This is a genomic window from Halioglobus japonicus (assembly GCF_001983995.1).
GTDB lineage: Bacteria > Pseudomonadota > Gammaproteobacteria > Pseudomonadales > Halieaceae > Halioglobus > Halioglobus japonicus.
The window spans coordinates 3,074,541-3,090,042 of the sequence record NZ_CP019450.1 but is presented as its reverse complement, the minus strand read 5'-3'; the positions used below and the strand labels follow the sequence as shown (position 1 = coordinate 3,090,042).

Sequence of the window (15,502 nt, the reverse complement as noted above, 5' to 3'; positions counted from 1 at the left end):
TGCCATGAAAAAGTTTCTGCTTGCATTGTTGCTTGTACCTTTTTGTCTTGTTCTGTTTGTATTCTGGCTGGGATTTTTGTCCGCGCGTCCGCCCTTGACCACCGATCCAGCCACATTGGCGGGCGATGGCAGTACGCTGGATTACTGTGACTTGCCCGAGCTCGACGGTAGCGGCGTTATGGCCGCCGACATCCCCAAAGGTAATACGCCGGGCTGTGGCTATTCGCATTTTCCCCTGCCGATTCTGGCCCAATGTACTGAGCCATTGCCCGATGCTGCAGCTGATATTCGGGGTCTTTGGATCGGTGTTGAAGGTGGACATATCGGGCATTTGGAGCGGGTGGAACAGTGTGGCGAGCGCACAGTAGTGACCAGTAGTGGCATCATTCACGACTATGGGCCTAACAGTACGGCTGGCCTGAATACCGATGACACAGAGGGCTCAGTGCTGTTTACGGTAGGCGAGCGCGAATACTGTATGCGAACTTCTGCCTCCATGATCTGGAACGATGGTGTACTCGATTTCCATGCCTTTGGCTGGGGGCCTGTTGTCGTCAGGCGCTATATGGATGGCGACCAGCTCATCTGGGAGTATGCCGACGGCAGCAAAACCCGTATGGACAGGATTTGTACACTGCCTGAAGATGAAAAAGTGCCCGCAGCGCGCGGCCCGCGTTATCAATTGTTTTAGTAGGAAAAGTATTTGATGTCTTCTGTCGATACGCTGGATGAATCAGCTTTAGCCAAATATCTTGAGGTCAACGTCCCCGGTTTTAGAGGCCCGCTCACCGCCAGCAAGTTCCCGGGTGGGCAGTCGAATCCGACGTTCAAAATAGACGCACAGTCCGGCACTTACGTGCTGCGCCGGCAGCCTCCCGGTAAATTGCTCAAGTCGGCGCACGCGGTGGATCGAGAATACCGGGTGCTTGCTGCATTGCGTGACACCCCCGTGCCAGTCGCTGAGGTTTTTCATCTTTGCGAAGACACGTCGATCATTGGCTCCATGTTTTATGTGATGCAGTACTGCGAGGGCAACGTTTACTGGAACCCCGCATTGGGCGAAATAGAAAGCCCCGCGACGCGCACTGCTATGTACGACCAGATGGCACAAACCCTGGCAGCAATCCATAGCGTCGATGTTGAAGCTGTCGGGCTAGGAGATTACGGTCGCCCCGGGAATTACTTCGAGCGCCAGGTAGGGCGATGGACAGGCCAGTACCGTGCTTCGGAACTGCAGAGAATTGATCCAATGGATCGCCTGATTACCTGGCTTGAGGCCAATCTTCCCGCTGACGATGGTCAGGTGGCGTTGGTGCACGGTGATTTCAGGCTAGACAACCTGATGTACGCCAGTGACAACAGTAAAGTGATCGCCGTGCTGGACTGGGAGCTCTCAACTCTGGGTCACCCCTGCGCAGACCTGGCCTACCAGTGCATGGCTATGCGACTGCCAGCGAGTGACAAGCCCCAAATGGCACCCTCTGGCCTGGTGGGGCTTGACCTGAGTGCACTTGGCTTGCCTAATGAAGAAGAGTACGTGGCCAAGTACTGCGAATATATAGGTATCGAGCGCATCGACAACTGGAGCTTCTTTCTGGCCTTCAGTTTCTTCCGCCTGGCAGCTATTGCCCAGGGTGTAGCCAAGCGGGCTACCCAGGGTAATGCGTCCAACACTGCCGCAGCAGAGGTTGCTCAACTGGTTCAGCCTCTCGCTGAAGCTGCGCTCGAACTGGTCGAATAATAGGGGACAGACCACGTTTATGAAAATGTGGTCTGTCCCCAGTTTTTTAGGGGGTATTGCTCATCGCGACACAGAGGCAAATCAAGCGAGCATTAAAAGATGCGCGCAGTTATGAGGAATGGCGTGACGCGGCCCATGCCTGGGATGCCCTTAAGGGGCTCGATCGTTGGCGCCGTCAGGACCAAAGCCAGCAGTACGATTATGTCTCGATCAGAAGTCGACTGGACCAGCTGCGTAGCCTGAAGGCCCGGCACGATAGCAGGGGCTTGCTGTATACCCTGAACGAGGGCATTCACGGCAATATGGGTGGTATGGGCCAGGCCGGCCTGTACGGTCACGCACGTTCAGGGACTAAGCACCTGATCGAAGACTACATCGACGAAATCGTGCACACGCTGGAACATTTGGCCAGCGAGACCGAAAGCGATATTTCCGATGACGAAAAGCGCGATTTCTTCCATCGCGCCAGTCACTGTTTTGGACACTCTGCGTTTATGATGAGCGGCTCCGGCTCGTTACTCTATTTTCACGTGGGCGTAGCACGCGCGCTGCTGGAGGCAGATCTATTGCCGATGGTAATGTCCGGCTCCAGTGGTGGTTCAATCGTGGGCAGCATCGTATGTAGCCATACCGATGATGAATTGCGTGACTTTATGGACCCTCAAGCACTGGTGGACGCCGCATCTGGTCTGACGCGTAATACCGGCGTCGCCGATCCAGTCGATCTGGAGGACTACCTCGCGACCTTTCTGCCAGATGACATGACCTTTCAGAAGGCTTTCGAAATAACCGGCCGCGCTATGAATGTGTCGATAGCACCAGCCGAAACCCATCAAACATCCCGCCTGCTCAATGCAACCACGTCGCCCAGTGTGTTAATGCGCAGTGCGGTGATGGCCTCTGCTGCTGTGCCCGGCATTTTTCCCCCGGTGACTCTGCAGGCTTTGGATAGTGAAGGCCAGCGCAAGAGTTATCTGCCTTCGCGTCGTTGGGTCGATGGATCCGTGAGCGATGACATGCCCGCAAAACGACTTGCGCGCCTGTACGGTGTTAACCACTACATCGTCAGCCAGACCAACCCGCATGTACTGCCCTTTGTAACGGATGGTCATCGCAAGCAAACATCGCTTGGTATTCTCGGCAGTGCGGGCCGCCGCGCCACCCGCGAGTGGTTTAATGCCGTCACTATGATTCTGGATCGCGCCGACAAGCGCAATGGTGTGGTGACCCAAACGACCAGCCTGATGCGTTCGATCATCAACCAGGACTACGTTGGGGATATCAATATCCTTCCGGACTACCGTCTGATAAACCCAACCAAGCTGTTGAGCTTCCCGGGAGAGAAACAGGTAAAAAACCTCATAGCATCTGGCGAGCGCTGTACCTGGCCCAAGCTGGAAATGATCCGTCAGCAGACCAAAATTAGCCGCACGTTGCGAAATATTTTGCAGCAATACCAGACCGATATCGTGGTCTGAGCAGGAGAGTAAAGTAGTGGAAGTTAATAATCGTGTTTATCCCAACGGCGAGCAGATTCAAGGTTTTCTCGAGCCTGGTCCCGATGGAGCTATCTGTATGGTAAATTTACTCAAGTTCAAGCCACAGGCCGAGTATGAAGATGGCCGCGAGAGTGATCTCACGGGGCGCGAGGCATACGAGATATATGAAGCAGGTGTGACCAAGATCCTGGAGAAGGTCGGTGGCAGCATCGGTTTTTTTGGCGAAGTAGAGCGCCTCACTATGGGAGAGGTGGAAGAGCTATGGGATACGGTGGCTCTTGCTGTATGGCCTTCGCGCAAGGTTATGTTTGAAGTCATGCAATCCGAAGACATGCAGGCCATTGCGGTGCACCGTGCTGCGGGTCTGGCTGGTCAATTGAATATTGAGACGCGTGATCTTGCAGGTAGTTGGATCGCCTAACCCATTTAAGATTGGAGGATAATATGAATATACGTTTTCTGCTGCTCGTTGCGGTCTTGCTTGCCGCACCGGCGACATATGCAAAAGATATTACAGGTATCTGGAAATACAACGACGCTGCCGTCTGGATTGTGATTGACGGCGAGAAAGGGACCGGTGTGGTCGCGCGTAATGATGAGCATCCTGACCGGGTCGGCAAGGACGTACTCAAGGATCTCGTACCAGTGAATGCCGAAGAGGGTGTATGGAAGGCGCAGATCCTTGCTGATGGCCGCGATAGATATCGGGATGCGGACATCACCCTCGTGGGCCTTGGTCAAATGAACATCAAAGCAAAGTGGGGCATTTTTTTCCGCAATTTCGAGTGGCTTCGTTATAAAGAAGTTCCTGACGCATACCAGGAATAGGGCTAGCGGTGTTTTTGAAGGCCTTACGGGTCATTCAATGAACACCTCAAAATTGACGGCCTCTGAGGAGTATTTACAGCAGGAAGTTCCCTTTGAGGCTCTGGAGAGCGTGGCGTTGGCCGAAGGGCGGATGCCTCATCCCCGCTATGTCAGGCTGTGTATTGCCGGCGGACGTAAACAGAAGGTGCGCTCGTGGGATATTCTGGCGCTTGACGGCAAGATAAAGGGGCGCAAGTTCAAGGTGCGTAGTCGCTGAAAAGAATAGGGGACAGACCACGGTTTAAACCGTGGTCTGTCCCCTATTTTTCAATTACCGATTGGGGCCGTTGTAGTCCGGGTTGTGTGCATCCATGATGGATTTAGCTATGGCTTTTAGATCGGTCTGGTAGAGCGGGTCATAGGCGTACCTGTCGAGATCGACACCATAGATGGCGTTAATCCAGATGAGTTCTCCCAGGTCTTTGAGTATCTGGCCGGCGTGTCCCTTGTAGTCGGTGAAGATTGCGCTGGTAGCTGGCCCCTGCAGGCTGCTGACATCTGGCAACTCACCTGCTTCAAACATCCTGCGCAGTTCATTAGCGGCAGCGCCGTAAGGGATGGAATAGATGGTGACGCCGGGGTAAAGCGAGCGCAATTCGTCTATCTCGGCGAGCCAAATATCATCGTAATACTCATACCAGGGGTCGGCGTAGGCTTCGGCATCAGCATAGTCTGTGGGGAAGTCCCGCCAGGGTAGCGCGATGAAAAAGTCGGTGTCCGGGTTCTGTGCGAGCGCATAGTCAAACCAGCGCTTGTAGCCCTCAGTGATGAGAGTTCTTTCTTCACCGGGGCCCTCCTCGGTGTCGCAGCACGTCATGCCAAACAGCTCAACATCGCCGGCGTCCAACACGGCCTGGATTCTGTTGCGGTGGCCTGTGTCGTTCCACAGCGCCAGGGGGGCACCCGATGCGCCACCTGAAATTTCCAGTTGCTGGCTGTGGCCGTCAACCCCGGCGCGCACTGCATGGTAGGGCATTTCCGCCGCAAAGGGCCTGAAGAAGCTGTGGCCCATTAACATCATGTTTAAGCCTGGAATCTTGCGGAACGGTGCGCCTGGGTTGTCTGCGAGGATGTCGCCCATGAATGCATCAACGGTGTTGTTGACTGGCCCTGCGTCAAGGGTGGGGACATGGCCGCGATCCTGAATATAGGCCAGTTGGTGTGGTGAGTTCGGCTGGCCCGCTATCGCCTGAGATATTCCCTCGTGATAATAGTCACAGTTGTGGTCAATACCTTCGGCAATGGCTTCGGGGATGACTGGCAAGTTGTGGTTACAGAATGGGTCATTGCGCCCGCCTGTGAAAAGGAAGGGCACGTCGGTAAATCCAGCGCCAATGCGGGCCTCTGGATACGCGCCCCTGCTCAGGTCACCGTAGAAACCTATTTTCTCAGCGGCGGCTTCCGGGTCGAAGCCCTGCTGGTAAGGAGACTTGGGGTCTCCACCGTAGGCGGCGGTGAGCGGAATAGCTCTGGGTGTTGGAAAGAGTGAATCCGGTACCGCACCCGTGAAGTGAATGCCCTCGGCGACAAAACTCATGGCCAGGTTATAGGTGCCCGAGGAGCCGGCACTGGTGCCGTGCGCCCAGACCTGTGTCGTCGGGTAGTTGGCTACAACGTAGTCCACGGCCGACATGGTTGCCTGCATACCGTTCACTTCTGCCCCGGAGTTGGGGTTGTCGGTATAGGGTGTGCCCAGACCGGAATACAGGTCGTGGTCACACATAGAGACAACCAGCAGTCGATAACCCTCTTGTATGCGCCGGGTCAGGGTGTTGTTAATCACCTGCCCATCTTCAATGATGCGGACTTCGAGTGTTCTCTGCAGATCCAGGAAGGTCTCTTCCTCGTTCCAGGTGCTAGCTGTCTGGTTGTTTACGGCGTAGTAGTTACCCTGATCGTCGAAGTGGCCGACACCACCGCCGTGCAGGTACACCCACAGTGGGGCCTCGTCATCTGCACTGCCGTTGCCGGGATTGAAGACCATAAACGTATAGTTGCCCGACAGGCCACATCCGTAGGCGGAGTTGCGATAAAAGTCCATGTCGAAGTTCATGCCAGCGCGGCTGGTGGTTGCCTGGTCCGCCAGGGCAATGCCGCTGGTGGTTCGGGGTACGACGAATTCGGGTTTGAGATAGGTAATGCTGGTAGGATCGGCTAGGGCCGCTTCCAGGTCTTCATTTCCTTCGAAGCCTGCGGTGTTGATAGTGCAGGGTGTCGAGTTGCCACCGCACAGGCCCATATGTCTCTTGTTCCACCTGGCGAACTGCCAGCCAGGCGCGGGATCAGCGACAAAGGTCTCATTGAAGAAAAGGTCGCTCACATCCACGGTGCAGGCCTGGTTGGCTGGGCACTCAATATTGTTAGAGCTTGTGGTTACGCCGCCTTCCACGGGGGTCTCAATTTCAATTTTGCATGCATTCAGGGATGCGACAGCAGTGATAAGAACGATAGCTTTTACTTTCATAGGTGCCCTCACCAGTAAATGTGCAGGCGCTTCGATGCCGATAGCGTGCGCTGAGTTAACAGGGTATCTTGCGAAATATCTACGTCTAGGAATATGTCGATTTTGACCAATTTATTGTCCGATCTTTACCTCCACCTCGGCAATCTCCCTGGGCATTTCCTCATGCAAAAACCAATGAAAATAGTCCCGTTTCTTCTGGCTTGCATTAAAGTGGGATTCGAAGAAACTGAATATTGTGACCAGGGTCGCCATCTGTTGGCGTAGCGGGTTGATAGAAACAGGTTGGGGATGCGTTGCGCAGGGTAATGGCACATCCTCATACAGAACGCCTTGCTCAGGCGAACCCACCAGGTCGTGCCAGGGCTCTTCCGCGGGGTCTATGTTCCCAAGTACTGCATAGCAACCCACGGAATCCGCGTTGTCCAGCCAGCGCAAAATTCCGGTATGTGCGGCAAATCCCAGGTGGGTACCTCCGGTAATAGTGACTAAGGTTGATCGAGGGGTCCGGTTCAATATCGGCAGGGCGTGCACCGGGTAGGGAACAATGGCATCGGTATCTGCCGCCAGCATCAGAAACGGGATATCCGCCGTCTGGTAAAACTTCTCGGAGAGTGAGCTGCTCGGGCCGGCAATTGAAGCGGCAGCTTTGATGCGCGGATCTCGCTGCGTGGGGTGATAACTGACCAGAGTGGTTGTAAATCCGCCCAGGGATATACCTGTGGCGCCGATGCGATTGGTATCGAGATGGCCAAATAGGACATGCTGCTCGTTCTCTGACCAGGCGATGACTGTGTCGATTAAGAAACTAACGTCGCCGGGCTGGTTGACCACATCTTTTACCTCAGGGCCACCGGGTGCGTCGTTAGTGGTCAGGGGGAAGTTGGTAGCAATCACGATGTAACCATTGCCCGCCAGGTGCTCGGCGAGGTGCCTGCCGCTCTCTCGCGATGACGTAAAGCCATGGGAATATACAATCAGCGGGTGTTTGCCCTCGGGTACCTCGCCCCGATCATTCAGCGGATACCAGTAGCTGGTCTCAAGGGAGCGATGTTCGGAACCCTGATATTCGTTGTTGTTTTGCGTGCGCCGACTGGTATCAATCAGACGTAGGTTTTGACGGCTAACATCATAAGGTTGGCGAGCGAGCAGGCTTTCAGCGTCGCTGCCGTGCGGGAATGCTTCCGGCTGTCTGCCGAGGAAAAGAATAACTACCGCGCCAAAAAACAGCAAAGAGAGCGCACTAAGAATTATCTTTACCATGTTTACCTTGTGTTATCTCTCTGGTCGATCAATCTCTGGCCATCTCCCGGCCATAAATGCAAAACTCCCTCGAAAGGTCGCGATTATTCATTGAGAACTGTGCGACCGATCGAGGCAATTTCAGATATTGTTAGTGCTCGTAAGCTAAAGTGCTGACGCGCGCTTTCTTAACCTCCAGATCTGTCTCGGAGCCGTTCTTCAAGTATGCATCGAAAAACGCGATGAGGTAATAAGCCATCTGGCCGTGGAATCGGCCTGAGAGAATACCGTCTGTCCATGCCGTGTGACCGGCCCGGTTGAATACCTGTCCGTATTTCGGAGTGGGGGTCTGAACGTAGGTGCCTCCGGGCTGGATAAGCTCGGGTGTGATTGGATTGTCCAACGTTCCGCCCTGGTACAAGGTCTGGCTATTTTTCATGTCAGCGACGCGGTTCTGTACCATCAGCGGCCTGTGCCATGGCGAGAGTGCGGCTACCGGGCCGATTTCGCTGCGTGTCCAACTGCTCCATGCGCCGGCAACTCCCATGCACGTGTAGCCACCCATTGAGTGTCCCATGCAGCCGATGTTATTGAAATCCTCGATGTATTGCGAATAAGTACTGGCGGGTAGGGCGTCGAGAACCGCATGTATGTCATCGCGCCGATTCCGATTTGTCTGGTCAGTCCAGTTCTCGGGCTGAGTCCAGGGAACATCAGGTGTTGAACTGCCCGTGATGCAGTCTTCGTGTTTGGGAGCAACCACAATGTAGCCCGCGTCGGCCAGTCTGCTTTGGATGCCATCGGTGTTGCCCGGGCAACCGCCCATGCCATGGGAAAACATAATCAGCGGATAGATGCCGTTGCCGGCGCGGCGGATTTCAACCTCCACCCCACCGACGTTAGCGGTAGTCATAATATCTGCCACCGCCGCACCGACTGGCATAAGTGCCAGAGTGCAAGCGATCCCGATCTTCTTCAGGCCGTCGATACAGACTGAAGTAGCGCTGGGCGCGGTATTAGAGATAAAGCTGTTTTTTATTACTGTTATCATAAGTTTTCTCCTTATGTTTTATGAGTTGACGGCTGCCCCAGCGTGCCGCTGGTCAGCCGCCGCGGAAATCAATCGAATCGATACCGAGCCTGCAAGGCTATCGAGCGCGGCCGCTCCGGTACGGCGTAGTAGCTGTTGGAGTTGGTAACCGGAAGGTCGTCTCTCCAGATATATGTCTTTTCATCAGTCAGGTTTTTCCCAACCAACGCCAGCGACCATGTGTCGTCGTTACCGGTCAGGGCGATGCGGGCATTGATGAAAGTCGCAGCGTCGTGCTTGGTATTCGGGTCCAGATCCAATGCGGAGAAATACTCATCGCTGTAATTGATATCCAGGCTATTGACCAGTTCCATGCTGTTGCCCAGAGGAACGATGTACTGGGCGAAAAGGCTGGCGCTCCACTCGGGGGCAAACACCAGGGTCTCGTCTTTCAGATTCTGGCCGCCTTTCTGACCCGGTTCGACGATATTGCTGCCGTCTTCGAGCAAACAGCCCGGGTTATTTACCGGGTCCATGGTTTGCGGGATGGTACAGGTGGCACCAGTGAAGTCTTCATAATGGGCGTCCAGATAAGCCATTGCGCCGCCGACAGTCAGTCCTTCGGCTAACAATATGCGACCATCCAGTTCGACGCCCTGACTAATCGACTCACCAGCATTGCCTACGCGCTGCACATCTCCGACCAGGGAGCTGGTCTGCAGGTTGTCGTACTCCATCCTGAACAGAGCGAAGTTCAATTCTGCTGCGCCTTCCAGCAGACTCATCTTCGCGCCGAGTTCATAGGCGAGAACTTCCTCGTCTTCGTACTCCAGTATCGAGGAATCCTGACCCGGTACCGGTTCTCCGATAACTTCGTTTGTGATCGGGTTTACCAGGCGGATCTCTTCGCCAGCACTACTGTAGGACTCATCAAAACCGCCGCCCTTGAAGCCGGTGCTGACGCTGGCGTAGAGCATCGTGTCTTCATTCAAATCCCACTGCACGTTGCCGGAGTAGGTAACCTTGTCTTCGTCGCGGCTAAGGCCGAGAAAACTGTGTTGCCGCAGATCGGCAATGGAGTAGAAGTTGGCTGGGTCTGAGTAAACCAGGACATCGGGAGCAGCGGCGACCCTGACCTGCAGGCCTTCGGAATCTGTCATCTTGTCCAGATCCTTGGTTTCTTCGTTGTAACGAAGGCCCAAGGTAAAGCGCAGGCTGTCAGTGGCATTCCAGGTGCCCTGGCCGAACACTGACCAGCTCTCGCTTTCCTGATCAAAGACACTGGGCACACCCGGATCTGGTGCATACAACGCGGCGGTGCTCAAGGGGCCCGATTGCAGGAAATCGATGGTCTCTATACGGCGGCTGATATCCAGCTCATTGCGCTGGAAGTAAGCGCCGGCAATCCAGTCGATCGTTTCTCCACCGGGGGATACCAGGCGCAGTTCCTGGCTGTACTGTTCGTAGTCTTCCCATCGTGTGCGGTGGAGAGACGGTGCAGCGGTGAGATCGGTATCGCCCGTCGACAGCAACTCGTAGGCCGAATAGGCTGAAATTGATGTAAAGGTGGCAAAATCCAGGTGCCAATCGACGGTTATGGCAAACACGTCTGTCTCGGTCGGTTTGCGGGTTGATACATCCCCTGCACCCTTGTCTCGTTCCGAGACAACCGGAATTGGAACTGCGCCGGCAAAGTTCTCCTGCCCGACGAAGTCCGATTGGTAGACCACCCCATGGACATTGTCGGTCAGGAAATCGCCATACTCATACTTGGCGTTTATTTCCAAAGTATCAGTTGCTTCCCAGCGCAGGCTGCCGCGAGCGTACCAGTTGTCAAATTCTGGCCCCTCATCGCCGGTGGCGACATTCTCCCACCAGCCATCTCCCGGTGCATCGTGGCGCACCGCCAGTCGGCCAGAAAGGCTGTCGGTCAGTGGCCCCGAAAGCAACAGGTTGTACTGCTGTGCTCCGTGCTCGATTTCGTACATGGCCTCCATCATGCCCTCGAACTCATCGGTGGGCTTGGCGGTCGTGATATTGATGGCGCCAGCAACCGTATTCTTGCCAAATAGAATACCCTGGGGACCTTTGAGGACTTCAATGCGCTCAAGGTCCATGGTCATTGGAACCGTCGCCAGTGGCCCGCGTCCGACATAAACGCCATCGATATACATGCCCACTGACTGTTCGAAACCCTGATTTGAGCCGGAACCAATGCCGCGAATGAACAGGTTAGGCGTGCCTGAACCGGCATTGACCGTCACATTCGGCATATACTGAGTGATCTCCTGGATCGAGGTGATGCCGATATCGTCAATTCTATCGCCGCTCATGGTGGCCACGGAGAGAGGCACATCTTGCAGGCTCTCAGTACGCTTTTGCGCGGTCACGATGACCTCTTCCAGTACCAACGCCTGAGCGTTCACTCCAGTGGTGCAGGCAATGCCGAGGCTGGCAATGGCGCCGGCCAGTGCGGTTTTTGTATGAGCCTTGCGTCGGAGCCAATCTTGTTTACGGTGCATTATCCAGTTTCCTTTATGTGTTTATTTATGAAATTTTTAGAGGCTATAGGGGAGCGCAGCTGCTGCCAGCAATGGCGGCCTGCGACGGTGAGGCGTCACCGATACCCGATGCTCGCAATAGCATGACGCCGCGGGTTGTGGGCGATTGAATCACCTCGCCGGAGTATTCGGCCGGGTCAGCATCGGGGCCAATCAGGGTCACCTCAACGCGTGTCCCGACCCGAAAACGCTGTTCACGCTGGTTGCTGACTCCGGCGAAGTTATCGGTGTTCATCTGGTAGAACTGCATGGACCAATAGCGCTCTGGCACGGGGGCGCTAATCAAGACTGGACCCTGCTCCAGGTTGTACAGGCAACTGGCATAGAGAAGGTCTGGGCTTGGGCGCACAACCCAGCGAGAGTTTTCATCGGGCCGTGGGGTCAGGTTCAGCTTGTTAGGCTCACTTGCTGCTGCGATTTTTTGGTACAGGCGTTCCATGACCAGGTGCGGTACCAGCATGGCAAGCGCGTACTGCCCCAGCCAGCCGCATACTAAAATTACTGCTATCCAGCGCAACCATTTCATGAGCAGCCCTCCAGCGTAACCACGGGTAGCGGTGCCGACCCAGGGCTCTGTAAGTAGGCGTCTCCCGGCGTATACAGGCGCAGCAATAAGTCGAAGTCGTAATTGGTAGACTTTTCGGATGCGGGCGCGCCAGAGGGGCCCACGGGAAGCCAGTTACTATCTTCCGCCTTGACGCCAACGTGAATGTTCCAGCGGCCATTTTCGCCGCGGTTAACGTTTTCGTTGTTGAAGGAATAGCGTTTCTGCTCATTGGGAATCAGAAAGTAGTCCCACCCATAGGCAGTAATGCTCCACCAGTCGGCATCGTAGTCGTGCCCCTCAATGCGGTAGCGACAGTTAAGGCGCAAAGGCTCACCTGATACTGAACTCAGCCGGTAGTACATGGAGTTCTCGCGGGTAGAGCCCAGCAATCCGCTGATTGCAACCATGGCCGTGACGATGACATCAGTATCGGCAGCGCCAATGCTGTCGCTGGTGTACCAGTCGCCATTGCGTAGAAAAGAGTTTCCCAATCCCGCTTTGAGGGTCACTGACAGGAAAAGGGCTGAACAGGCTAGACTTAGCAGTACCGCCAGTGGCCAGCGTAGGGTGCGTAGCGTGATGATAGTGATAACTCCCTTATTGCTTTTTTGATGGATGGATTTGCCGCTACTTCAGCGCGATATCGCTAGCTATGGTATTGTGGTGTCGTTAGCCAAACTTGATATATCGCGCAATAATCTGCGCCTAAAAAGTAACTTTCCTATGATCAAAAATACGCCCAGTCGAGCGCTCACCGGTGTGGCGAGCCTGGTTGAGAGCTATGGCTATGACCCGGACGACATCGCCCGTCGTGTGGACCTGGAACCGTCTGCGCTGTATCGGCCAGATCTTCTGATCGAGGGTGGCGTGTTTAATGATTATCTTGAGGAAGCGGCGCTGGTTTGTGGAGATCGATTCTTTTCCCTGAAATTGGCCCCAATACAGGGTTGGCATTTGCTGGGCCCGATGTGGCAGTTGATTCGCCAGGCGAAAACGGTTGACGAACTTTTGCGTGTCATTGCTGCACACCTGGAGTCTTACGCAAGTACTATCTCTTCACCGTTGGTAGAGGATGAGCGGGGTATCTCGATATCTCTGGAGGCGAGATGGGACCCTCATTGGAGGCGAGGACTCAACACCAGCCGTGTCCAGGTAGTGGAACTGGCCTGTGCTATTTTCATGCATGAGATGCGACGTTTGCTAGGAACCAATTGGCGTCCAGAGCTGGTGCAGTTTCGCCACTCAGCCCCCGAAAATCCAAGGCCTCTATATAAGGTCTTTGGCGAAAAGCTGAGCTTTAATCAGGACGCCAATGCGATCCTGGTCAGCCAGGCAGATTGTAAACGCACAATTGCCCCTATCCCCGACCGGCCAACATTCGCTGTGCAACATGAAACACCTGTGGACCTGAAGAGGAACCTACCTTTCGTGTTAGAAGTTGATCGTGCTATTCGTCTATTGCTGAATAAGGATGAAGCATCAGTCGATTCCGTGGCGGGCGCTTTGGGTATCAGTGCGCGTACGTTGCAACACAGGTTAAGAGAGAGCGATACCACCTATCAAAGCCTGTTCGATATCGCTCGCGTTGATCTGGCCCTTGAGTACCTGAACGATTCAGATCTCAATATGTTGGCCATCAGTGAACGGCTGGGCTTTACCGATGCGGCGGCATTCTCCAGGTTCTTTAAAAAGCATTTGAAGATGTCGCCGCGGGATTACGCTAAGCGCATCAGTCAGGGGTAGAGAAGTCGTGCGTCTCACCCCTGTTACCTGTTTTGTCTCGAAAGACGAAGCAGGTCGATCAGCGCTGTAAGGGCGAGTAGGATGAGACCGAGCAACAGTCTCGGATCGCCAAGGTACAGCTGCGGCTCAATAGGGTAGGCGACGGTCTTTGTTAGCGCAGCCGTCTTGAACTCGTGCTTACCCCCAAACACCGGGTTTGTCACAATGTCCATCAAGTCGCGACGGCTGCGATAGCGGAATAGGGCGCCAGTGTCCCAGACTTCAGCGCCTTCGATGCCGACCACATCGATGCTCTGGTAAACCACTGGGCCCATCAGCACAGGGTGGCTGGCGCGTCTCAGCATGGCCGGGAGCATGTGTTCCATGTACCTGGCCATCAACTCTTCTGCGGTCGCGTTGGGATTGGCTCCCTCTACTGCCGGTGGTGTTTCGTTGTAGTCGATATTGTTGACCATTAAGAATTGCTTGCCGCTGTCCTGGCGGGCGAATTCTTCGATGAAGGCAATGGTCTCAGGGGCGCTGCCATTGCTCTCCATGGTGGCTCGATAGGCAGCGATTTCTGTGTCGCTAAGTGGCCCGCCAAAATCCGTATACCAGTAGACAAAAGCAGTATAGAGCAGCGTTGGAATAAGCCAGATTTTTGTACGTGTCGACATGGAAGTATCCTTTCTTCTGGTGCGCGTATCTCGAGCTTAGTCGAGGTAGTATTCGAGAATGTCGCGGCCTGCGAAGTATGTTTGAATTTCTGCGTTGTCGTTCGCGCCGATGCGGTTAAGTTCGTCTTTTACGTGGAGTCTCGCCTGGTTGAGGCGTTTCTGGGTGCGGGCTTTTGTGGGGCCAAAACCGCAGTCGTATTCGTAGTATTTTTCGCCGGCGAGGCCCGCGGCGATGTTATTAGTCGCGGCTTTGAAGTAGCTCCCTTCAAAGTATCCCAGTAGCCCTGTAAGTGTGTCGGGTAGCGTGTCACCGTCGAGCCACTCGCCTTTCTCCAATGGTTGCCCATCAAAGAACTGGTTCGTGTATCGAGTCAGCATCTCGCGATGTTCTTCCAGCCAACTCAGGGGCTCGGGGTCGGTGATGAAATGCGCTTTACTGGCGCCTGCCAGCGCGAAATCGGCGAGGCAAGGGCGATCGCCGAGCAAAAAGCGATGCAGGGAAAGATGATCGCCGAGCGCAGCGAGCATGTTGTTGAAGTCACCCCTGACAGCATCTCCCTGCTCAGGGCCGACGCCGTTAACCTCGCATACCTGCTTGCCAAAGCCCTCGAACATCATCGGCCCAATAGGCGCCAGCTGTTTCAGTTCAGCCTCCGAAAAGGGCGTGTCGATGGAACGGCCCAATATCAGGTTGGCGCCAAAGCGAATACCGACCCAGTCGACGTTGTCTGGATAACACCAGCGGGAATGCACGCAGACGCGTCCCAGCCAATGATTGAAGGCATCTTCCAGAATGAAACAGCAGGCTCGCTGGAGCGGCGTTGTTGGGATCACAGCGCGTTCGTTGAAGCGCTCGCTAAGCATAGGCCCGATAGCGATGGTGTCTTGAAGTAACCATTTGTCGGGCGTTTGGAGGAGTGGGATAAAGTGCGTTCCAGCTCTGGCCTCCAGCTCAGCCTTGCGTTCTTCTGTTTTATACAGATACCGCCAGGGTACTTGCTGATATCGCAACTGAGCTTCCAGCTTGCGCGTAAAGAAGCTCAGTTCGCTACCAATAAGCTGATATTCGCCTTGATACATACCTTCTCCGAAAATAGGGGACAGCCCCCAATGTCCTTGAAATTGTGGGCTGTCCCCTATTTGTATATTTCGGTA

15 protein-coding genes are annotated in these 15,502 nt (G+C 54.7%); 7 read left to right on the top strand and 8 right to left on the bottom strand.

The genetic code is table 11. From position 1 onward, the window contains the following. Nucleotides 1–4: 4 nt before the first annotated feature. From BST95_RS14510 to BST95_RS14485, 6 genes are read left to right on the top strand one after another with little or no spacing between them, the layout of a single operon-like run. Entirely contained in the window at nt 5–691 is a 687-nt protein-coding gene (locus BST95_RS14510; RefSeq protein WP_066051478.1) for a hypothetical protein, read from the top strand. Between the two features lie 15 nt (nt 692–706). Beyond that, nucleotides 707–1,741: a phosphotransferase gene (locus tag BST95_RS14505; protein ID WP_084200289.1), complete on the top strand. Its 1,035-nt coding sequence runs from the start codon at nt 707–709 to the stop codon at nt 1,739–1,741. Between the two features lie 56 nt (nt 1,742–1,797). After that, nucleotides 1,798–3,219, top strand: coding sequence for a DUF3336 domain-containing protein (locus BST95_RS14500; protein WP_084200288.1), 1,422 nt, complete (start codon nt 1,798–1,800; stop codon nt 3,217–3,219). A 16-nt stretch (nt 3,220–3,235) separates the two neighbouring features. Next, nucleotides 3,236–3,661: a DUF1330 domain-containing protein gene (locus tag BST95_RS14495; protein ID WP_084200287.1), complete on the top strand. Its 426-nt coding sequence runs from the start codon at nt 3,236–3,238 to the stop codon at nt 3,659–3,661. A 23-nt stretch (nt 3,662–3,684) separates the two neighbouring features. Continuing rightward, entirely contained in the window at nt 3,685–4,068 is a 384-nt protein-coding gene (locus tag BST95_RS14490) for a hypothetical protein (protein ID WP_084200286.1), read from the top strand. A gap of 37 nt (nt 4,069–4,105) precedes the next feature. Continuing rightward, a complete protein-coding gene (locus tag BST95_RS14485) occupies nt 4,106–4,324 on the top strand; it encodes a hypothetical protein (RefSeq protein WP_084200285.1) in 219 nt (72 codons plus the stop codon). A 54-nt stretch (nt 4,325–4,378) separates the two neighbouring features. Here BST95_RS14485 and BST95_RS14480 read toward each other — a convergent pair whose 3' ends face one another. From BST95_RS14480 to BST95_RS14455, 6 genes are all read right to left on the bottom strand, one after another. After that, nucleotides 4,379–6,571 carry a hypothetical protein gene (locus BST95_RS14480; protein ID WP_084200284.1) on the bottom strand — a complete coding sequence of 731 codons (2,193 nt, stop codon included), beginning with the start codon at nt 6,569–6,571 and terminating at the stop codon, nt 4,379–4,381. Between the two features lie 111 nt (nt 6,572–6,682). Beyond that, the gene (locus BST95_RS14475) at nt 6,683–7,831 is read right to left on the bottom strand and encodes an alpha/beta hydrolase family protein (protein ID WP_102106125.1); all 1,149 of its coding nucleotides are present in this window, start codon (nt 7,829–7,831) and stop codon (nt 6,683–6,685) included. A gap of 130 nt (nt 7,832–7,961) precedes the next feature. Then, nucleotides 7,962–8,861, bottom strand: coding sequence for an alpha/beta hydrolase family protein (locus BST95_RS14470; protein WP_084200282.1), 900 nt, complete (start codon nt 8,859–8,861; stop codon nt 7,962–7,964). Between the two features lie 68 nt (nt 8,862–8,929). Continuing rightward, nucleotides 8,930–11,362 carry a TonB-dependent receptor gene (locus tag BST95_RS14465; protein WP_084200281.1) on the bottom strand — a complete coding sequence of 811 codons (2,433 nt, stop codon included), beginning with the start codon at nt 11,360–11,362 and terminating at the stop codon, nt 8,930–8,932. A gap of 43 nt (nt 11,363–11,405) precedes the next feature. Next, the gene (locus BST95_RS14460; protein ID WP_084200280.1) at nt 11,406–11,927 is read right to left on the bottom strand and encodes a DUF1254 domain-containing protein; all 522 of its coding nucleotides are present in this window, start codon (nt 11,925–11,927) and stop codon (nt 11,406–11,408) included. Further along, entirely contained in the window at nt 11,924–12,439 is a 516-nt protein-coding gene (locus BST95_RS14455) for a DUF1214 domain-containing protein (RefSeq protein ID WP_084200279.1), read from the bottom strand. The genes BST95_RS14460 and BST95_RS14455 overlap by 4 nt, the downstream gene beginning before the upstream one ends. Before the next feature lie 124 nt (nt 12,440–12,563). On the opposite strand from BST95_RS14455, the gene BST95_RS14450 reads away from it, so the two are divergent. Continuing rightward, nucleotides 12,564–13,691, top strand: a complete 1,128-nt coding sequence (locus BST95_RS14450) for an AraC family transcriptional regulator (RefSeq protein WP_084200278.1) — start codon at nt 12,564–12,566, stop codon at nt 13,689–13,691. A 23-nt stretch (nt 13,692–13,714) separates the two neighbouring features. On the opposite strand, the gene BST95_RS14445 is transcribed toward BST95_RS14450, so the two are convergent. Then, nucleotides 13,715–14,347 (bottom strand): hypothetical protein, encoded by a 633-nt coding sequence (locus BST95_RS14445; RefSeq protein ID WP_084200277.1) that lies wholly within the window; start codon nt 14,345–14,347, stop codon nt 13,715–13,717. 36 nt (nt 14,348–14,383) lie between these two features. Continuing rightward, entirely contained in the window at nt 14,384–15,427 is a 1,044-nt protein-coding gene (locus BST95_RS14440) for a glutathione binding-like protein (protein ID WP_084200276.1), read from the bottom strand. Between the last annotated feature and the right edge of the window lie 75 nt (nt 15,428–15,502).